This is a genomic window from Lysobacter sp. TAB13, assembly GCF_052113885.1.
GTDB classification, from domain to species: domain Bacteria; phylum Pseudomonadota; class Gammaproteobacteria; order Xanthomonadales; family Xanthomonadaceae; genus Lysobacter; species Lysobacter gummosus.
Genome location: NZ_JBFRDR010000015.1, coordinates 21079 through 40186, shown reverse-complemented (window position 1 = coordinate 40186; position 19108 = coordinate 21079). Strand labels below are relative to the sequence as shown.

16 protein-coding genes are annotated in these 19108 nt (G+C 67.0%); 7 read left to right on the top strand and 9 right to left on the bottom strand.

The features are described 5' to 3' along the window. Positions 1-85 precede the first annotated feature (85 nt). Positions 86-1285, bottom strand: a complete 1200-nt coding sequence (locus AB4Y92_RS17485; protein ID WP_441820809.1) for a glycoside hydrolase family 64 protein — start codon at positions 1283-1285, stop codon at positions 86-88. A 551-nt stretch (positions 1286-1836) separates the two neighbouring features. Here AB4Y92_RS17485 and AB4Y92_RS17480 point away from each other — a divergent pair. The 3 genes from AB4Y92_RS17480 (at position 1837) to AB4Y92_RS17470 (ending at position 6595) form a co-directional block, all read left to right on the top strand. Continuing rightward, a complete protein-coding gene (locus AB4Y92_RS17480; protein ID WP_441820808.1) occupies positions 1837-3258 on the top strand; it encodes a M1 family metallopeptidase in 1422 nt (473 codons plus the stop codon). Between the two features lie 481 nt (positions 3259-3739). Next, positions 3740-6190: a TonB-dependent receptor plug domain-containing protein gene (locus AB4Y92_RS17475; RefSeq protein WP_441820807.1), complete on the top strand. Its 2451-nt coding sequence runs from the start codon at positions 3740-3742 to the stop codon at positions 6188-6190. A gap of 27 nt (positions 6191-6217) precedes the next feature. After that, complete coding sequence (locus AB4Y92_RS17470; protein ID WP_441820806.1) at positions 6218-6595, top strand: TfoX/Sxy family protein; 378 nt, start codon at positions 6218-6220, stop codon at positions 6593-6595. 654 nt (positions 6596-7249) lie between these two features. Here the strand turns inward: AB4Y92_RS17470 and AB4Y92_RS17465 are convergent. After that, positions 7250-8134 carry a LysR substrate-binding domain-containing protein gene (locus tag AB4Y92_RS17465; RefSeq protein WP_441820805.1) on the bottom strand — a complete coding sequence of 295 codons (885 nt, stop codon included), beginning with the start codon at positions 8132-8134 and terminating at the stop codon, positions 7250-7252. A gap of 423 nt (positions 8135-8557) precedes the next feature. On the opposite strand from AB4Y92_RS17465, the gene AB4Y92_RS17460 reads away from it, so the two are divergent. Further along, positions 8558-9463, top strand: a complete 906-nt coding sequence (locus AB4Y92_RS17460) for a DMT family transporter (protein WP_441820881.1) — start codon at positions 8558-8560, stop codon at positions 9461-9463. Between the two features lie 240 nt (positions 9464-9703). Continuing rightward, positions 9704-10600: a cyclase family protein gene (locus AB4Y92_RS17455; RefSeq protein ID WP_441820804.1), complete on the top strand. Its 897-nt coding sequence runs from the start codon at positions 9704-9706 to the stop codon at positions 10598-10600. A 223-nt stretch (positions 10601-10823) separates the two neighbouring features. Here AB4Y92_RS17455 and AB4Y92_RS17450 read toward each other — a convergent pair whose 3' ends face one another. Beyond that, positions 10824-11726, bottom strand: coding sequence for a LysR family transcriptional regulator (locus AB4Y92_RS17450; protein WP_441820803.1), 903 nt, complete (start codon positions 11724-11726; stop codon positions 10824-10826). An 82-nt stretch (positions 11727-11808) separates the two neighbouring features. Here AB4Y92_RS17450 and AB4Y92_RS17445 point away from each other — a divergent pair, with 82 nt between their 5' ends. Beyond that, positions 11809-12459 (top strand): NAD(P)-dependent oxidoreductase, encoded by a 651-nt coding sequence (locus AB4Y92_RS17445; RefSeq protein WP_441820802.1) that lies wholly within the window; start codon positions 11809-11811, stop codon positions 12457-12459. 195 nt (positions 12460-12654) lie between these two features. On the opposite strand, the gene AB4Y92_RS17440 is transcribed toward AB4Y92_RS17445, so the two are convergent. From AB4Y92_RS17440 to AB4Y92_RS17430, 3 genes are all read right to left on the bottom strand, one after another. Beyond that, positions 12655-13614: an aldo/keto reductase gene (locus AB4Y92_RS17440; RefSeq protein WP_441820801.1), complete on the bottom strand. Its 960-nt coding sequence runs from the start codon at positions 13612-13614 to the stop codon at positions 12655-12657. Positions 13615-13738: 124 nt separating this feature from the next. Next, positions 13739-14572 carry a DUF72 domain-containing protein gene (locus tag AB4Y92_RS17435; RefSeq protein WP_441820880.1) on the bottom strand — a complete coding sequence of 278 codons (834 nt, stop codon included), beginning with the start codon at positions 14570-14572 and terminating at the stop codon, positions 13739-13741. Positions 14573-14646: 74 nt separating this feature from the next. Next, entirely contained in the window at positions 14647-15069 is a 423-nt protein-coding gene (locus tag AB4Y92_RS17430; RefSeq protein ID WP_441820800.1) for a VOC family protein, read from the bottom strand. A 118-nt stretch (positions 15070-15187) separates the two neighbouring features. Between AB4Y92_RS17430 and AB4Y92_RS17425 the strand changes: the two genes are divergently transcribed. Then, positions 15188-15538 (top strand): GFA family protein, encoded by a 351-nt coding sequence (locus AB4Y92_RS17425; protein ID WP_441820799.1) that lies wholly within the window; start codon positions 15188-15190, stop codon positions 15536-15538. Positions 15539-15572: 34 nt separating this feature from the next. Here the strand turns inward: AB4Y92_RS17425 and AB4Y92_RS17420 are convergent, their stop codons facing one another. Genes AB4Y92_RS17420 through fdhD form a run of 3 tightly spaced genes read right to left on the bottom strand, consistent with a single transcriptional unit; the run spans position 15573 to position 19085 of the window. Continuing rightward, complete coding sequence (locus AB4Y92_RS17420) at positions 15573-15797, bottom strand: hypothetical protein (protein ID WP_441820879.1); 225 nt, start codon at positions 15795-15797, stop codon at positions 15573-15575. A 13-nt stretch (positions 15798-15810) separates the two neighbouring features. Next, entirely contained in the window at positions 15811-18162 is a 2352-nt protein-coding gene (locus tag AB4Y92_RS17415) for an FdhF/YdeP family oxidoreductase (protein ID WP_441820798.1), read from the bottom strand. After that, positions 18159-19085: a formate dehydrogenase accessory sulfurtransferase FdhD gene (gene fdhD / locus AB4Y92_RS17410; protein ID WP_441820797.1), complete on the bottom strand. Its 927-nt coding sequence runs from the start codon at positions 19083-19085 to the stop codon at positions 18159-18161. The genes AB4Y92_RS17415 and fdhD overlap by 4 nt, the downstream gene beginning before the upstream one ends. Positions 19086-19108: the final 23 nt, after the last annotated feature.

Genomic DNA, 19108 nt, shown 5'->3' with positions numbered 1-19108 from the left:
CCGTGAAGCCGTCGCCCCCGGTCGGCGCGCCGAATCAGCGAGCCGGCGAAAGCGGCGGACGCTCAAGGCGCCCGCCGCGCAATCGTCAACGCAACGCGCGCAAGGTCACCGTCAAGGTATCCGGATCGCCCGAACGCGCCGCGCCGCTGAAATCCTGGCCGCCGCTCGGCGCCACGTCGTCGTAGGGGAAGGCGTAGCCGCGATTGTCCGGCAGGCGCTCGTGCACCAGCCGCGCGTAGTGGTTGGTCTGGGCGTTGCGATAGAACCGGCTGGCGACTTCGCCCTGCGGCTGGTTGGCGTTGTCGAGCAGGGTCGTGCGGTTCAAGGCCGCGGCCAGGCGCGGGATAATCGCCTTGCGCACCTCGCTGGCGCCGGCCAGGCTGAAGGGGCCGCTGTCGCAGCTGAGCACGTCGGCGGTGCTGGGACGGGCGAAGGTCTCGCCGTTGTTGAAGCGCAGCAGGCCGTCGCCGCCGACGCGCGCGGTCAACACGCCGAAGCCGGACTGGGTATCCACCGTCAAGGTGTTGGAGGCGTACTTGCTCCAGACCGAGTTGATGTAGCCGCTGAGATAATTCTGGAAGCGGGCGGCCTGGTAGTGCGCGCTCATCGCGCGCAGGTTGCGGCCGTCGCTGCCGCGCTGGATCAGCGAATCCCAGGCCGAACCTTCCTGCGAGGCCTGTTGCTGCAGCGAATAGCAGATCGGATCCAGCGAGCCGGCCGGCAGGCCCGGAACGGTTTCGCTGCGGCCCGACAGCGAGCGCAGCGACAGGCTCAGCGGCGCGGCGACGAAATCGACGTAGCTGATGTTCGAGAACAACTCGAACTCGTTGAAGGTGAATTCGGCGAAAGTCCAGTTCTTATGGAAGTTGGTGTCGCTGGTGTTGAGGAAGCTGGGATGCACCACGGCCGGGCCGGGATTCACGTAGAAATTGAGCTTGCTGCCGGTGACGAGGTAAATGCGCGCGCCGTACATGCGCGGCACCGACACCCGCGTGGTCGAGCCCTGTCCGCCGAGCGGAATCGCGCAGTCCTGACCCAACGGCGTCACCGGCGAAGACGGCGAAGGCGGGAAATAGCTGCCGCCGTCGGCGCGCACGAAGAACGGCCGGTCGTTGGACAAACCGACCACGTAGGCATACGCGGTGTTCTGCCCCGAGGCGTTGACCAGGGCGAGATTGAAGCGCGCCGACGTGGCCGCGAAGGCTTGGCGCGATATCAGCGGACTGGCGACGCCGGCGGCGAGTGCGGCCGCGGAGGCGCCGAGAAACTTACGGCGAGTGACCATCGTTGAGCTCCTGAAGTGGGCAAGCGATGGCGATCCGTCAGGGCTTCAGACTGGGAGGGTCTGGCGGCTTCGTGCCGCGGCAGGGCCTTGCAGAAGGCAACTGGCTTGCAGGGAAGGGCGTGAGCGCCCGCGTCGCGATCGTCCGCGCGCCTGCGTCCACGGCCCGCACCTTGTCCTATGTATGACAGCGCTGTCAGTGACCGGAGGCGCAGAACCGGCAGCGCCCGCGATGCTGCACTGCGGCGCGAAAAGCGCCTGAATGCGGCTTCGCGCGCGATCGTCCGCGCGCGGGGCGGGCCCGAACCCGCGCGCGGCCGCGGCGGAGCTTTACCCGATCTGCCGGTTCGCGCGCGTCATCCCGAACCTAGTACAAATTGCTGACAACGCATGGGTTTCGGCCTGGCGGCCTGATCGGCGATCATCTGCGCACGGCCGGTCCGCTCGCGCGGATCACGCGCAGGCCGCGCACGCTTCGCCGATTCCGGCGGCCGCGGCGGCAGGTATCAAAACAGGAGCGCGTCGCGCGGCGCGTGGGGCAGGACGAATCACCGATGCATCAGCCGTTGAGCCAATCCGGAGTTTCTTCGTTGCGCCGCCGCATCGCCGCCGCGGCGCTGGCGCTCGCGTGCGGCTGCGCGGCCGGTTCCGCGCTGGCGCAGGGCGCCGCGCGCGCCGGCGCCAATCTCGACGTGCTGCATTACACCGCGCGCATCGAACCGGACATCGGCGCCAAAAGCTTGCGCGGGCAGGTGTCGATCCGCCTGGCCTTGCGCAGCGACGGCGCGCAGCAGTTGGAGTTCGACGCCGGCGATCTGGACATCGAGCGGGTCGGCGAACGCGGGCAGGCGCTGAACTTCGAGAAGGTCGAACAGCGTCTGCGCGTGCGATTGCCCAAACCCGGCGCGGCCGGCGAGCGCCACGAGATCGACATCGCCTACCGCGGCGCGCCGCGTTACGGCCTGGAATTCCATCCCGAGCGCGGCGAGGTCTACACGATCTTCTCCACCAGCCAATGGCTGGTATGCATCGACGCGCCGTCCGAGCGCGCGAGCCTGGACCTGACCTTGACCGTGCCCAGCGGCCTGAAGGCGGTCGGCAACGGTCGGCTGGTGGCCAAGTCGGCGTTGGGCGGCCGCCGCGATTCGTATCGCTGGCGCCAGGACATGGCGATGCCGAGCTACGTCTACGGCTTCGCCGCCGGACGTTACGCCGAGGCCGGCGCCACCGGCGAAAACGGCGCTCTGCGTTTTCTCTCCGCCGATCTGCAAGCCGCGCAATTGCGCCGCGTGTTCGCCGACAGCGCCGACATGATGCGTTTCTTCGGCCGCCGCGCCGGCATCCGTTATCGCGGCGACTACACCCAGGCGCTGGTGGCGAAGACCATCGGTCAGGAACTGGACGGCTTCTCGCTGATGTCGGAAACCTACGGCCGCGAAGTGCTGGAAAAGCCGGAGAACGAATCGCTGATCGCGCACGAGTTGGCGCACCAGTGGTGGGGCAACATGGTCACCAGCCGCGACTGGGGCCATTTCTGGCTCAACGAAGGCTTCGCCAACTTCATGGCCGCCGCCTACATGCAGCATCGCTTCGGCGATGCGGCGTATCGCGAGCGGGTGGATGCGTGGAAGCGGCGCGTGGACAAGCTGCGCGAAAGCGGCAAGGACCATGCGCTGGTTTATGCGAGCTGGAACAAGCCCAGCGCCGACGATCGCGCCGTGGTCTATCAGAAGGGCGCCTATGTGCTGCACGTGCTGCGCGAGGAACTGGGCGAGCGCGCGTTCTGGCGCGGCATTCGCGCTTACACCCGGGCTTATTACGGCCATTCGGTGGTCACCGCGGATTTCCGCGCGGCGATGGAGCGGGCGAGCGGGCGCGATCTGGCGGGGTTCTTCGCACGTTGGGTGGAGTCGGCGGAGAACGTGCCGCTCAAGGCTGAGGCGACGCCGGTGAAGGCGGATGTTCCGGCGAAGTAGATCGGCGTCGGTAGCCGTCCAAGTCTCACGGATCTATCTCCAACGCCCGCCGATAACGCCAAGCGCCTCGACCTTCTGAAGCCCGACGCCTCCCCCCTTTGAAAAAGGGGGGCGGGGGGGATTTGCTCTTCGCCCGAATCCGCCACCGCAAAGCCAAAGCAAATCCCCCGCGCTACGGTGTTCGATCCGGAACCATCTTGCGCCGGGCGCCCGCCCCCTTTTTCAAAGGGGGCAACGGTTCGCGAAAGCAAATCCCCCGCGCTGCGGTGTTCGATCTGGAACCATCCCGCGCCGGGCGCCCGCCCCCTTTTTCAAAGGGGGCAAAGGTTCGCGCCGCTCTGCTGGCCATGCCGTCCGCAGCCCCGGGACCGCAACCACCCGCACGCTTCCTTTCACAGTTCCGGTCCGGCCACTGTGCACGAACGGGTGTCTTGGCTTTAGGCTAGGGGGATCGCCCCGCCAGACCAGCAAGGATTCCGCTATGACCCAGCCCCGTCTCGCCCCCCGTGCCCGCCTGCACCGCGCCGGCTTGTTCCGCGCGGTCCATTGCGCGTTATGGCTCGGAGGCAGCCTGTTCGCCGGCAGCGCACTGGCTCAGGACGCCGCCCAGGACGCGGCGCCCGCGCCGGCCAGCGAGGCGCGCACGCTTGAGACGGTGTCGGTGCTGGGTTCGCGCCGCAGCCAACGTTCCTCGGACACCACCTCGATCTCGCCGGTCGATGTGCTGCCGATGGCCAAGACCGTGGAAGAGGGCGCGCAGTTCGACCTCGCCCAGTCGCTGCAGTACACCGCGCCCGCATTCAACTCCACCCGCCAGAGCGGCGCCGACGGCGCCGACCTGGTCGATTCGGCCGCGCTGCGCGGCCTGGGCTCGGACCAGACCCTGGTGCTGGTCAACGGCAAGCGCCACCACACCACCGCGCTGCTGAATCTGTTCGGCGCGCGCAACCGCGGCAACACCGGCACCGACCTCAACACCATTCCGCTGATGGCGATCGACAGCGTCGAGATCCTGCGCGACGGCGCCGCCGCGCAGTACGGCTCCGACGCCATCGCCGGGGTCATGAACATCTCGCTGAAGAAGCGCAAGGGCTGCGAAGCGGTCGCCGGCTACGGCCAGTACTCCAAGGGCGATGGCGAAAACTGGCTGGCCACCGCTTACTGCGGCTTCGGCCTGGGCAGCGACGGCAGCCTGGGCATCACCGGCGAATGGCAGGACCGCGGCCGCTCCGACCGCTCCGAGCCGGCCGGCAGCCCGCGCATCATCGGCGATTCCAAGATCCGCAACGAAACCCTGTTCCTCAACGGCGACAAGCCGCTGGCCGAGAACGTGGACCTGTACTTCACCCTCGGCGTGCAGCGCCGCGACGCGTCCTCGGCCGCGTTCGCGCGCGACGGCCTGGGCTCGGAAGACATCCCCTCGCGCAACTCGGCAGCGATGTATCCCGACGGCTTCGTGCCCTTCATCGACGGCGACATCGACGACCGCTTCGGCATCCTCGGCCTGCGCTGGGCGATGGGCGAGTGGAACGCCGACCTGTCCTACACCTACGGCTACAACAAGCTGCGCTACACGATCAACAACACCCTCAACGCGTCCATCGCCAACCTCGACCTGCTTAACGGCGGCAAGGGCGTGAGCGCGCGCAGCTTCGATGCCGGCGGATTCTCGTTCGAGCAGAACACGATCAACTTCGACGTCAACCGTTTCTACGACCAGATATTCAAGGGCCTCAACGTCGCCTTCGGCCTGGAACGGCGCAACGAGAAGTACAAGATCTTCGCCGGCGAGCCGGGTTCCTATATCGACGCCGACGGCGTCGGCGAAGGCGGCAACGCCGGCAGCCAGGGCTTCCCGGGCTTCCAGCCGGCCGATGCCGGCGCCCACAGCCGCGACAGCTGGTCGGCCTACGCCGACGTTGAAGCCGATTTCACCGAACGCTTCACCGCCGGCGTGGCGCTGCGCTACGAGGACTACAGCGACTTCGGCAAGACCACCACCGGCAAGCTCGCCGCCGGCTTCCGCGCCACCGACACGCTGATGTTCCGCGCCTCGGCCAGCACCGGTTTCCGCGCGCCGTCGCTGCAGCAGAAGTATTTCTCCTCGACCATCACCGACTTCGTCAACGGCGAACCGGTGGACGTGGTGATCGCGCCCAACGGCGGCACCATCGCCAACGCCGCCGGCCTGCCGCTGCTGACCAAGGAGAAGTCGCGCAACTACACCCTCGGCCTGACCTGGTCGCCGACCGCCGACACCTCGCTGACCCTGGACGCGTATCGCATCGACATCGACGACCGCATCGTGCTCAGCGGCCGCTTCGACACCACCGATCCGACCATCGGCACCATCCTGGATTCGCTCGGCGTCGGCCAGGCGCAGTTCTTCGTCAACTCGGTCGATACCCGCACCGAAGGCGTGGACTTCACCTTCAACAACGAGCGCGAACTGGGCAACGACTTCAAGCTCGGCACCTTCTTCGCCTTGAACCTCAACCGCACCAAGGTCAACGCCATCCACGCGCCGCCGGCGCTGATCGGCCGCGAAGACGTGCTGTTGTCCGAGCGCGAGCGCTTGTTCATCGAGCAGGGTGCGCCCAAGTCCAAGGCCGTGCTCGGCTTCGACCTGTCGCGCGGCGCCTGGGACGGCAACCTCAAGCTGATCTACTTCGGGCCGCAGACCCTGGGCACGTTCTCGGGCACCGCCGGCGGCGTGCCGAACGCGCATTACAAGGCCAAGAGCTCGGCCGATTTGAGCGTGACCTACGCCTTCAGCGACAACACCAAGCTGACCGTCGGCGGCGCCAATCTGCTCAACGTCAAGCCGACCCGGCAGAACCCGGACGAAACCGACAACGGCCACATCTTCGACAGCGTGCAGTTCGGCTTGAACGGCGCTTCGTATTTCGTGCGCCTGTGGCATAAGTTCTGATGTGGCGATGGCGATAAGATCGCGGCCATGAGCAACGATCTGATCGCGCATCTGCAGGATCTGGCCTCGGACTTCGGCGCGCTGAGCGCGCGCCGGATGTTCGGCGGTCATGGCGTCTACCACGACGGCGTGATGATCGGATTGGTGTCGGGCGAGGTGTTGTATCTGAAGACCGACGCCGACACCCAGGAACGGTTCCGCGCCGCCGGCAGCGGGCCTTTTATGTACACGCGGCGCGGCGAGACGGTGCCGACCAGCTATTGGTCGGTGCCGGAGGCGGCGATGGATTCGCCGCAGGATATGAGGCCGTGGCTAAGGTTGGCGTTCGAGGCGGCGTTGCGTAAGGCGAATGCGGCGCCGGTTAAGCGGCCCCGGTCGTCGAAGCGGCCGGGTGCGAAGAAGTAGGCAAAGTCGAATCGCTCACTCAGCACGACCCGAAGCCGAACTCCTCCAGACCCCAACGCCACCTTCCAACCGCCTCCCCCCTTTGAAAAAGGGGGGCAGGGGGGATTTGCTTTTGCTTCAGTACGAAGCACAGCGAAGAGCAAATCCCCCGCGCTGCGGTTTAGCCGGAAACCAATTCTCGCCGGGCGCTCGCCCCCTTTTTCAAAGGGGGCAATATTGGCGCGCGTGTCTCAGGCTTCGAAGCCGAAGTCCCTCCAGACCTAAACGCCACCCTCCAACCGCCTCCCCCCTTTGAAAAAGGGGGGCAGGGGGGATTTGCTCTTGCTTCAGTACGACGCACAGCGAAGAGCAAATCCCCCGCGCTGCGGTTTAGCCCGAAACCGATTCTCTCCGGGCGCCCGCCCCCTTTTTCAAAGGGGGCAATATTGGCGCGCAGGTCTCAGGCTTCGAAGCCGACATCCCTCCAGATCCCAACTCCACCTTCCAACCGCCTCCCCCCTTTGAAAAAGGGGGGCAGGGGGGATTTGCTTTTGCTCTAGGACGACGCACAGCAAAGAGCAAATCCCCCGCGCTGCGGTTCAGCCAGAAGCCGATTCTCGCCGGGCGCCCGCCCCCTTTTTCAAAGGGGGCAGAATTGCCGTGCGGGCTTCAGCCTCAGTTCTTCTCCACCGCCAACAACCAATCCAAAAACGTCTGCGCCGTCGCCCGCAAACGCCGATGCGACGGATAGATCGCGTAATACCCCCACCGAGCCGGCATCGCCGGGCCGGGCAGGCGGATCAGTTGGCCCGAGCGCAGATACGGCCCCACGATCTGCTCGCGCGCCAACGCCACGCCGATGCCTTGCGCCGCCGCCATCATCGCGTCGGTGGTGTTGCTGAAGATGTAGCGCTCTTCCAGCTTACGCCCGTGCACGTCCGCGGCGCGGAACCAGTCGTGCCAGCCCTGCCGGGCCTGATCGGCGATCAACGGCATCTCGGCGATCTGCGCAGGCTCGGTGATCTGCTCGACGCCGGGCAGGTTGGGCGAGGCCACCGGGAACAAGGCATCGTCCATCAGATGGTGCGCGGTCAGCCCCGGCCAATGGCCGGCGCCGTGACGGATGCCGATGTCGGGGCCGCTGTCGTCGAAACGGGTCAGCGCGATCTCGGTATCGACGCTGAGCTGGATTTGCGGGTGCGCGCGGGTGAACTGGCTCAGGCGCGGCAGCAGCCAGATGTAGGCCAGCGAGTGCAGGGTGGTGATGCGCACGCGGTCGCGCTCTTCGCGCGCCAGACGCAGGCTGCGCAGCACGCCGTCCATGTCGGCCAGGGCGGTGCCGGCGGCGTCGGCGAGCTGACGGCCCTGGTCGGTCAGCGCCACCCCGCGCGCATGGCGCTGGAACAGGCTCAGGCCGAGCCGGCTTTCGAGTTTGCGCACGTGATGGCTGATCGCGCTGGCGGTCAGATGCAGCTCTTCGGCGGCATGGGCGAAATTCTGGTGGCGCGCGGCCGCTTCGAACGCCGCCAGGGCCGGTAACCAGTCTGCTCTGAGGGCCATGTCGAGCCTTAAATTAAATTTGTGCCTGGGTTCGAAAGTATGCGCTTGTCTGGGTTTGGCGGCCAGTCAGAATAGCGGGGAGGGAAAAGCCAGATTGTCGCCACGGGCCGCATCGCTGGCGTTTGCAGGCGGTCGCAGCGGTGTCGAAACGGCCTGTGGCCGACCCGCGGCGAGGCGATGCAACCGCCGGGCCCGGCAGACACGAACGGATCGCGACAGGCCGCTCCACCGGCCCGGACCGATGGATGAAATCCGCAACCGCACACGCCGGTTCGCGCATCCCGGACCAGGCCGATTACGGATATTCCCGCCGCTTCGTCAGCGGCATGCTGCACCCAGAATCGCCAGCCGGCGCCCCCACGCTCCGGTCGTTCCGCCACCGTCACTCGCGAGGTCGAGATGAGTACGTCGCAAACGCTCCGCATGCCCGCCGAATCGCCACCCACCGCTACGCCCACGGGCGAAGCGGCGACCGCACAGTCCTGGCGCACGCCGCTGGAGCTGACCATCCTCGGCGCGATCTGGGGCTCCTCGTTCCTGTTCATGCGCGTGGCGGCGAAAGATTTCGGCGCGGTGCCGCTGGTGGAGATGCGCCTGGGCCTGGGCGCGCTGATCCTGCTGCCGTTCCTGTGGAAGGCGCGCGCTTCGTTCAAGGGCGCGATCTGGGCCAAGCTCGCCTTGATCGGCCTGATCAATTCGGCGATTCCCTTCATCCTGTTCGCCTGGGCCGCGCAGCGCGCGCCGGCCGGCATCGGCGCGATCACCAATTCGATGGCGGTGCTGTTCACCGCCCTGGTCGGGTTCCTGTTCTTCGGTGAGAAGATCGGCGGCAAGCGCGCGATCGCCTTGCTCGCCGGTTTCGCCGGCGTGGTGGTGCTGGCCAGCGGCAAGACCGCGGGCGCGAGCATCGGCTGGGCGGTCGCCGCCGGCTGTTCGGCCGCGTTCTTGTACGGCATCGGCGCCAACCTGGTGCGGCGCCAGCTCACCGGCCTGCCGGCGGCCGCGGTCGCGGCGGCGACGCTGGGCACCTCGGCGCTGCTGATCCTGCCGTTCGCGATCGCCAACTGGCCCGATCACGCGATCGCGGCCAAGTCGTGGTTCTCCGCGTCGATGCTGGGCGTGGTCTGCACCGGCATCGCTTTCGTCATGTACTACCGCCTGATCCAGCGCATCGGCGCCGCCCGCGCGGTTGCGGTGACCTATCTGGTGCCGCTGTTCGGCGTGGCCTGGGGCTGGATGCTGCTGGGCGAGCCGTTGACGGTGACGATGGTGATCGCGGCGATGTTGATTTTGGGGAGTGTGGCGTTGAGTCAGCGGGCGGCTAAGTAGGCCTCTGCCGGCTGCGGCATCGTAATGGCATCGCGCGGATGCCGCTGTTGTCGCGCCTTTTGCATTCCCGCTTCCCGCGCACCTCTCACTCCGTCATTCCCGCGAACGCGGGAATCCAGCGACTTTCGTGCAGATCGCGTCAAAGTCACTGGATGTTCGGCTTCGCCGAAGTAAAGCCGAGCCCGCGTTCGCGGGAATGACGAGCAACAAACGAATCAGCAGTTTTACCCGGAGCCTCACGTGTCCCCCATCCAACACCGCGTCCAATTCGACTTCGACATCGAATTCAGCAACGGCGGCGGCCTGCAAGGCCAAGGCTTCCGTCTCGACATCGACGGCGACGACATCAGCGATGCCGAGCTGATCGACTACATCGTGCGCGATCTGCGCCTGTTGATGGTCGGCCCGGCGCGCATCCTCAACAAGCGCATCCTGGTCGAAGCGCACAAGCGCAAGGCCGGCGCGATCGAGAGCGGCAGCATCCGTTATATCGATCTGAGCCACACCATCGAAGACGGGCTGGTCACGTATCCGGGCATGCCGCCGGCGCACATCTGCGATTACCTCAGCCGCGAACGCTCGCGCGACATTTACGAAGAAGGCACGCAGTTCCAGATCGGACGCATCGACATGGTCGCCAACACCGGCACCTACATCGACTGTCCTTCGCATCGCTATGCCGACGGCAAGGATCTGTCCGAAATCGGCGCGGAAGACTGCGCCGACCTCGACGCGATCGTGGTGCGGGTCGGCGCGGACGTGCGCGCGATCGACGATACGTATTTCCGCGATCTGGAGCTGCGCGGCCGCGCGGTGTTGGTGCATACCGGCTGGGACGTGCATTTCGCCACCGCGGCCTATGGCGTGGACCATCCGTTCCTGACCGAATCGGCGGCGGTGTGGCTGCGCGATTGCGGAGTCAAGCTGGTCGGGATCGACTCGGTGAATATCGACGACACGCGCGGCAAGAGCCGGCCGGTGCATTCGACCTTGCTCGGCGCCGGCATTCTGATCGTCGAACACCTGCGCAATCTGGCCGCGCTGCCGGATGAGGGTTTCAGCTTCAGCGCGGTGCCGCCGAAGGTGAAGGGCATGGGGACGTTTCCGGTGCGGGCTTTGGCGAAGCTGGTGGGCTGATCTGTTGGGGTTGCGTGGGTGCTGAGCGAAGAGCATCGGGGCTGAAGCCCCTCCCACAAAAGACTTCGCGGCTGCGCGGGTTGTCGTAGCATTCGGATCGAATCGAATCGCCCTGACCGAAAAGCATCGGGCTGAAGCCCCTCCCACAACAAACCTCGTAGCCGCGAAGTCTTTTGTGGGAGGGGCTTCAGCCCCGACGCTTTTCGGCCAGACCACCCGAAACTCACCGCCGCAAATACTCCTGCAACGCCGCAATCGCCATCCGCACCTTCGCCGGCTGCGCATCGCGCTGCGCGGTCACCGCGAACACGCCCAGCGGCGGCATCGTCCAGTCCGGCAACACCAGCACGGCGCGGCCGTCGGCCAGCAGCGGCGCCGCATCGGGCTCGGGCAGGCGCACGATGCCCAGGTCCTGCAGCATCATCTCCTTCACCGTGCGCGAACTGTTGCTGACGATGCGTCCGCTCACGCGCACGCGCCGCGAGGGTTCGCCGTCGCGATACAGCTCCACGTACTCGGGCTGATTGATCACGCTGAGGATCAGCATCGGATGCTGCGACAGCTCCTCCGGCGTCGCCGGCAGGCCGTGTTCGCGCGCATACGCCGCCGAGGCCACCAGCAGATGCCGCCATTCGGCCATGCGCCGTGCGATCAGATTGGAGTCCAGCAGGCGCCCGATCCGGATCGCCAGATCGATGCGCTCGGCGATCAGGTCGATCTGCCGATCGTCGGCGAACACGCGCAGCGACAACTCCGGATACGCGCGCAGCAGCGGCGCCAGCGCCGGCGCCAGGTGCGAGGCGAACCCTACCGGCACCGCGACCCGCAACTCGCCGCGCGGCGTGTCGCGCAGGTCGCCCAGGCGCCCGTCGGCGTTGCGCGCGGCGTGCAGCATCGCCGCGCAGTCCTCGTAATAGGCCTGGCCGATCTCGGTAGTGGTCAGCTTGCGGGTGGACCGATGCAGCAGCACCACGCCGGTTTCGCTCTCCAACTGGCGCAGTTGCTGGCTGACCGCCGAGGGGGTCATGTCCAGCTCGCGCGCGGCCGCGCTCATCGAGCCCAGTTCGACCACGCGGGCGAACAGGGCCATGCGCTTGAGGCGGTCTATCGTGAAGTCCAGCTTCATGGTCTTAGCTTCTGTGGCCGGATTATCGCGGGGTCTTTAAGTGAGCAAACTATATCCCGTCCTCACCTCACTGGAGTCACCCATGAACATCGTCCTGATCGGCGCCACCGGCTACGTCGGCCGCGCCGTACTCGAAGAAGCCCTGAGCCGCGGCCACCGCGTCACCGCCGTGGCCCGCGACACCGCCTCGCTGCCGGCCCACGCCGGCCTGACCGCTAAGGCGGCAGCCATCGACGGCGGCGACCCGGCCAAGGTCGCCGAGCTGGTGCGCGGCCACGAGGCGGTGATCGCCTCGTTCAACGCCGGCGGCTGGAACAACCCGAATCTCGGCGCCGATACGGTCGCCGGTTACGCGCAGATCGTCGACGGCCTGAAGCAGGCCTCGGTGCCGCGCCTGCTGGTGGTTGGCGGCGCCGGCAGCCTGGAGGTCTCGCCCGGTCAGCAGGTGCTCGATCAGCCCGGCTTCCCGGAGCAATACCGCGGCGGCGCCGAAGCCATGCGCACGGTGCTCAACACGCTGCGCGGCGAGCGCGAACTGGACTGGACCTTCCTGTCCCCGGCCGCGCACCTGGTGCCGGGCGAGCGCAGCGGCCGGTTCCGCATCGGCGGCGATCAACTGCTGGTCGATGACAAGGGCGAGAGCAATGTTTCGGTGCAGGATTACGCGGTCGCGCTGATCGATGAGCTGGAGCAGCCGGCGCATTCGCGCAAGCGGTTTACTGTGGCGTATTGAGCGAAGGGATCGATGGCGGCGGGCGGATGGCGCCCGCTGCTTGATTCGGTTTTCGTTTCCCTTGCAGACCGTCATTCCCTCAAGGCCGTCATTCCCGCGAACGCGGGAATCCAGTGACTTTGACGCGACCTGCACGAAAGCCGCTGGATTCCCGCGTTCGCGGGAATGACGGACTGAGAGTTGCGCACTCACCTCTCACCCCACCGCAGCAATCAACGCCTCACGCTGCTCAGCATCCAACATCGCCCCAACCCCGGCTTTGAGATTATCGGTCTGATTCCTGGGCTTAGCCGTAGCCGGAATCACCACCGTCACCGCCGGCTGGCTGAGCACGAACTTCAGGAACAACTGCGCCCACGAATCGGCGCCGACCTCGCCCGCCCACGCCGGCAGCGGCTTGCCCTTGACCTGGGCGAACAGGCGGCCGTCTTCGAAGGCGCGGTTGATCATCACCGCGATGCCGAGCTCGCCCGCCAGCGGCAGGATCGTCCGCTCCGCGCCGCGCGATATCACCGAATAATTGATCTGGATGAAGTCCGGCTTGAGCGCGCGCATGTCCTGCGCCAGTTGCGCGTGCGCGCTTTCCAGGTAATGGGTGAGGCCGACCAGCCGCACCTTGCCCTGTTGCTTGAGTTCGCGCGCCAAGGCCAGCTGCGTGCGGGTGTCGCGCAGGTTATGCACTTGCAGCAGGTCGATGCGATCGGTGCGCAGGCGCTGCAGCGAGCGCTGGAACTGCGCCAGCCCTTCGGCGCGGCCGCTGACGCCGGACAGTTTGGTCGCCAGGAACAGGCGATCGCGCAGCTTGGCCTGCGCGACCAGTTCGCCGAGCACGTCCTCGGCGCTGGAATAGGTCGGCGCGGTATCGACCACGCGCGCGCCGGCATCGACGAAACGCCTGACCACTTCGCGCAGCGGTTCGCGCGCAGCCAAGTCGTCGCCGATTTCGAAATTGCCCGAGGTGCCCAGACCGATCACCGGCAGCAGTTCACCGGTCGCGGGAATCTTGCGTTTGATCAGCACGCCGGAGAACGGCGTATCCGGACGCTCGGCGGCCGCCGCCGACGGCGCTTCGCTGCTGCAGACGCTCAACGGCGCGAGAGCAAGGCCGGTGGCGACCACGGCGGTGGAACTGAGGAATTCGCGACGACTGGCCATGACGATGACTCGCGTTGGAATCGATGCGGTTCGGTGCGGTTTCGATGCGCAGCCTCGCGTATCCCGGCGCCGCGCTCAAGCGCCGGGGCCGCCGCCGTGCGTCAGCAACGCGACCGCGGCGCGTTCAACGCGCCCCGATCATCTCCAGCAGCCGCATCGATGCCGCCGGATTGCGCTCCTTCGCCGCGCTGATGAAATACACGAACACTTCGCGCGGCGCGGCCTTGGCCAGCGGCGCGCCGACATGCGGCAGCTCCGGATTGTCCTCGCCGCGCGCCCAGGCCTGCGCGCGCCGCGCCCAGGCGTCGAGCTCGTCCTCGGGATAACCGGTGGCGATGTTGGCGCGCGCGCGCATCAGCCGCGCATAGACGAAATCGCCGGTAATGTCGGCCAGCGACGGATATTCGTCGGAATCGGTGAACACCGTGGCGATGCGGCGCTCGCGCGCCAGTTGCAGATAGGCCGGATCGAGAAAGCTCGCGTGGCGCACTTCCAGCACGTGCTTGAGCGCGCGGCCGTTGAGCGTGAGCGGCAGGGCGTCGAGGAACGGCGTCAGGTCGTCGGCATCGAAGCGGCGGCTGGGCGCCAGCTGCCACAGGATCGGCCCGAGCCGTTCGCCGAATTCGCCCAGGCCGCCGTCGATGAAGGCCTTCGCGCCCGAATTCGCCTTGGCCAACGCGCCGGCCTGAGTGATGCGGCCGGGCGCCTTGAGCGAGAACATGAAATGTTCCGGCGTGTCCGCGGCCCATTTGGCGTAGGTCGCCGGCTTCTGCGCGCTGTAGAAGGTGCCGTTGATTTCGATGCTGCTGAGCTGGCGGCTGGCGTATTCCAGCTCGCGCCGCTGCACCAGGCCTTTGGGATAGAAGTTGTCGCGCCACGGCACGAAGGTCCAGCCGCCGATGCCGCTGCGGATGCCGTCGATGGGCGCCACGCCGTTGTTGCCGGCGAGCGGATCCACGGCCGCGGGCTTGGCCGCGGCGGCGAACAGATCGCCGCCGGCGGAGGGATGATCGGACTTGCTCGATTTGCGGTTCATAGGTTCCAGGGATTGTAGGTGCCGAACCACCACAGGCGGCCTTCGATGTCGCGGCAGGTGTAGGCGCGTCCGCCGTAGTCCTGGTCGGCGACTGCGACCACGATCTGCGCGCCGGCCGCGCGGGCGCGCGCGTAGTGCTCGTCGGCGTCGCTGACGACGACCGAGCAGGCCTGAGTTTCGCGCCCTCCGATCTCATCGGGTTGGACGATGCGCTTGCTCCACTCGTTATCGCCATCGACGACCGAGCCGAGCATGATCATGCCCGGGCCGTAGGTCAGCTGGGCATGGTGGACGATCTCGCCGTCCTGGTAGACCGCGTGTTTCTCGAAACCGAAGGCGCGGCACAGCCATTCGATCGCGGCGGGCGCGTTGCGGTAGCGCAGGGACGGGATGATGGTGCTTCCGGCGATGGGATCCATGACAGGGCTCCTGAGGCGGCGGATGGGCGGTTGTCGCGGCGACGGGTGACGTTCGTCAGGCGACGAGGATAGCGCGGCAACGTTATTCTCGCGTCTTCAACGGGACGGGAGCGCGCGCATGACCACTTACACCGGCAGTTGCCACTGCGGCAAGGTCGCGTATGAAGTCGAGGGCCAGATCGATCAGGCCATCGACTGCAATTGTTCGATGTGCCAGCGCCGCGGCGGCCTGCTCTGGTTCGTGCCGCGCGCGGCCTTCAGCCTGAAGAGCGATCCGGCCGAGGTGGGCACGTATCACTTCAACAAACATTCGATCGATCACCACTTCTGCCGCAACTGCGGCATCGCGCCGTACAGCGAAGCGTCGATGCCCGACGGTACGCCGATGACGGCGATCAACGTGCGCTGCCTGGACGGGGTCGATCTGAAATCGCTGAAGATCGTGCCGATCGACGGGCGTTCTTACTGAGCCTCGCGCCGCTTAAGCAAAGAGCGGCGTTGCTTTAGTTCGAGATCTCGCCGCTGCGCAGACGCTCGCGTCCGCGCTCGGTCAGCACCGCCACGCTGCTCTCGCCATGCGCTTCGACCCGCACCCAGCCCGGCGCGGGATGATCGCCGATCGCGTCTTCGCCGATCCACGCCAGCTCGCGCAGCAGCACGCTCATGCGCACGCCCAGCCGCTTGCACAGGCGCGGCAGCGAGACGCCGCCGGCTTCGCCGGCCAGCATCGCCAGCAGCGGCTCAGTCAACTCGGACAAGGCCGATGTCCCTGGCCGACTGCAGGCTTTGCGCCGGCTGCGGCTGGTGCGGATGCACGATCACCGGAATCGATTTCGAAGTCGGCGTGCGTGCTTCGTCGGCGAAGCTCGACAGCGGCACCAGCGAATTGGTTTCCGGGTAATACGCGGCCAGACAGCCGCGCGGGATGTTGTACTCGACCAGCATGAAGCGTTTGGCGACGCGCTTGACGCCGTCGTCGCACAGGCTTTCCAGATCCACCCAGTCGCCCGCGCTCATCTGCAACGCGGCGATGTCCTGCGCGTTGATGAACAACACCCGGCGTTCGCCGAATACGCCGCGATAGCGGTCGTTCATGCCGTAGATGGTGGTGTTGTATTGATCGTGCGAGCGCGTGGTCGCCAGCGTGAACACCGGTTGCGAGTGGCTGGCGCGGGCGCGGTGCACGGGCAGGTCGGTCGGCACCGCGTGCGGCTTGAATAGCGCCTTGCCTTCGGGATTGAGCCAGCGCCGCTCGCTGGCCGAATTGGTCAGGTGGAAACCGCCGGGCACGCGCAGGCGCTGGTTGAAGTCGTGGAAATCGTCGAACACCTGCTCGATCTTGTCGCGGATGCGGTTGTAATCGCCGATCAGCCACAGCCACGGCACCTTGCTGCGCGCGCCCAGGGTGGCGTGGGCCAGGCGTGCGACGATCGCCGGTTCCGACAACAGCATCGGATCGGCCGGCGCGTTGATGCCGGCCGACAGGTGGACCATGCTCATCGAATCCTCGACCGTGACGCCTTGCGGGCCGGTGTCCTGGATATCGATTTCGGTGCGGCCCAGGCAAGGCAGGATGTAGGCGTCGCGGCCGTGCACCAGATGGCTGCGGTTGAGCTTGGTGGTCACGTGCACGGTCAGGTCGCAGCGGCGCAGCGCGCGATGGGTGGCCTCGGTGTCCGGCGTGGCGGTGGCGAAGTTGCCGCCCAGGCCGAAGAAGGTCTTGCAGCGGCCGTCTAGCATGGCTTCGATGGCGCCGACGGTGTCGTGGCCGTGTTCGCGCGGCGGTTCGAAACCGAACACCTCGCGCAGCCGGTCCAGGAACGCGGGCGAGGGTTTTTCGTAGATGCCCATCGTGCGGTCGCCCTGCACGTTGCTGTGTCCGCGCACCGGGCAGGGGCCGGCGCCGGGGCGGCCGATGTTGCCGCGCAGCAGCATCAGGTTGAGGATCATCTGGATCGTCGCCACCGAATGCTTGTGCTGGGTGATGCCCATGCCCCAGCAGCAGATCACCCGTTCGGCGTGCGCGTAGATATCGCCGGCGCGTTCGAGTTCGGCGCGCGACAGGCCCGACTCGGCGACGATGGTGTCCCACGATTCGGTCGCCACCTCACTCGCGAACGCATCGAAACCGCGCGTGTGTTCGGCGATGAAATCGATATCGATCACCCGCGCGCGGCCTTCCGCCTGCGCCAGCGCATCCAGTTCCAGAGTGCGCTTGATCATGCCCTTGAGCGCGGCCAGATCGCCGCCGATGCGCAACTGGAAATAATCCGAGGAGATGCGGGTCGAGCCGTTGTGCAGCATCTCCAGCTTGTCCTGCGGATCGGCGAACTTCTCCAGCCCGCGCTCGCGCAGCGGGTTGAACGAAACGATCGCCGCGCCGCGCTTGGAGGCCTGGCGCAATTCGCCGAGCATGCGCGGATGGTTGGTGCCGGGGTTCTGGCCGAAGATGAAGATCGCATCGGCCAGTTCGAAATCGCGCAACTGCACCGTGCCCTTGCCGATGCCGATCTGCGCCTTCATGGCGGTGCCGGAAGGCTCGTGGCACATGTTCGAGCAATCGGGGAAGTTGTTCGTGCCGAACTCGCGCACGAACAACTGATACAAGAATGCGGCCTCGTTGCTGCAACGGCCGGAGGTGTAGAACAGCGCCTGATCGGGCGAGGCCAGCGCGTTCAAATGCGCGCCGATGCGGGCGAAGGCTTCGTCCCAGGTGATCGGTAGATAGCGGTCGCTGGCCGGGTCCCAGCGCATCGGATGGGTCAGGCGGCCCTGGTTTTCCAGCCAATGGTCGCTGTAGCGGGCCAGCTCGGCGAGGGTGTAGTTGGCGAACAACTCCGGCGTGGCGCGATGGCGGGTGGCTTCGGCGGCGACGGCCTTGGCGCCGTTTTCGCAGAACTCGAAAGTGGAGGTGTGATCGCGATCGGGCCAGGCGCAGCCGGGGCAGTCGAAGCCGTCGGGCTGGTTCGCCGACAACAAGGTGCGCGCGCCGTGCACCGGCACGTCCTGTTCCAGCAGATGGGTGGCGACGCTGCGCAATGCGCCCCAGCCGCCGGCGGGGCCGTCGTAGGGGCGGATGGTTTTCTTGCTCATGAGTTCGATTCCGTGGCGTCGCGATCTGCGTCGCGTTCGCGTGAGAGGTGCGCGGCGTCTTCGAGCCCGTCGCTTTCGAGCAGACGCTGCGCATGGGTGTAGACGGCGTGGCCGTCGTCGCGGGCGAAGCCGATCAGGGTCAGGTGCGCGGCCTGGGCCAGCGCGATCGCCAGCGCGGTCGGCGCCGAGATCGCCGCCAGCAGCGCGATGCCGGCCTGCGCGGCTTTCATCGCCATCTCGTAACTGGCGCGGCTGGTGACCACGGCGAAGCCGCGCAGCGGATCGATGCCGGCGGCGGACATCGCGCCGATCAGTTTATCCAGGGCGTTGTGGCGGCCGACATCCTCGCGCACCAGCAGCACGCGGCCGTGGGCGTCGGCCCAGCCGGCGGCATGGGTGGCGCCGGTCAGCGCGTTGAGCGGTTGGCGCTGGCGCAACTCGCGCAGGGCGCGTTGCAGCGCACGCGCGCGCACCGGCGCGCTGTCGCCCACGCGCGGCGGCGGGCGCAGCACCGCCTCGATGCTTTCCGTGCCGCACACGCCGCAGCCGCTGCGGCCCTGCAGATTGCGCCGGCGTTGTTCGAGCGCGGCGGCGCGTTCGTCAGGGATGCTCAGGCGCAGGCTGATGCCTTCCAGCGAAGTGGCGATTTCTTCCACGCGCAATTCGCCGGCACTGGCGACGATGCCTTCGCTGAGGGAGAAACCCAGGGCGAAATCGGCCAGATCCTCGGGCGTGGCCATCATCACCGCGAACGGCGTGTCGTTGTAGATCAGCGCGACCGGCACTTCGGCGGCGATTGCGTCCAGCGCCTCGCGCACGTTCGCGCCGCGCCGTCGGCGCACCGTGCGCCGCACCGCGCCGGCGCGATCGGCTTCGGGTTCGGCATCGCGTTCGCTGCCGGGCAATGGTCGCTGAGTACTCATATCGATTCGGTGGCCGGACGGCC

Coding starts and splice junctions, on each gene's coding strand:
- AB4Y92_RS17465 (WP_441820805.1), bottom strand. CDS start 8,134: ATGGCCCTCAGAGCAGACTGGTTACCGGCCCTGGCGGCGTTCGAAGCG.
- AB4Y92_RS17420 (WP_441820879.1), bottom strand. CDS start 15,797: ATGCTGGCCGGCGAAGCCGGCGGCGTCTCGCTGCCGCGCCTGTGCAAG.
- fdhD (WP_441820797.1), bottom strand. CDS start 19,085: ATGAGTACTCAGCGACCATTGCCCGGCAGCGAACGCGATGCCGAACCC.
- AB4Y92_RS17450 (WP_441820803.1), bottom strand. CDS start 11,726: ATGAAGCTGGACTTCACGATAGACCGCCTCAAGCGCATGGCCCTGTTC.
- AB4Y92_RS17445 (WP_441820802.1), top strand. CDS start 11,809: ATGAACATCGTCCTGATCGGCGCCACCGGCTACGTCGGCCGCGCCGTA.
- AB4Y92_RS17415 (WP_441820798.1), bottom strand. CDS start 18,162: ATGAGCAAGAAAACCATCCGCCCCTACGACGGCCCCGCCGGCGGCTGG.
- AB4Y92_RS17430 (WP_441820800.1), bottom strand. CDS start 15,069: ATGGATCCCATCGCCGGAAGCACCATCATCCCGTCCCTGCGCTACCGC.
- AB4Y92_RS17470 (WP_441820806.1), top strand. CDS start 6,218: ATGAGCAACGATCTGATCGCGCATCTGCAGGATCTGGCCTCGGACTTC.
- AB4Y92_RS17485 (WP_441820809.1), bottom strand. CDS start 1,285: ATGGTCACTCGCCGTAAGTTTCTCGGCGCCTCCGCGGCCGCACTCGCC.
- AB4Y92_RS17480 (WP_441820808.1), top strand. CDS start 1,837: ATGCATCAGCCGTTGAGCCAATCCGGAGTTTCTTCGTTGCGCCGCCGC.
- AB4Y92_RS17460 (WP_441820881.1), top strand. CDS start 8,558: ATGCCCGCCGAATCGCCACCCACCGCTACGCCCACGGGCGAAGCGGCG.
- AB4Y92_RS17425 (WP_441820799.1), top strand. CDS start 15,188: ATGACCACTTACACCGGCAGTTGCCACTGCGGCAAGGTCGCGTATGAA.
- AB4Y92_RS17475 (WP_441820807.1), top strand. CDS start 3,740: ATGACCCAGCCCCGTCTCGCCCCCCGTGCCCGCCTGCACCGCGCCGGC.
- AB4Y92_RS17440 (WP_441820801.1), bottom strand. CDS start 13,614: ATGGCCAGTCGTCGCGAATTCCTCAGTTCCACCGCCGTGGTCGCCACC.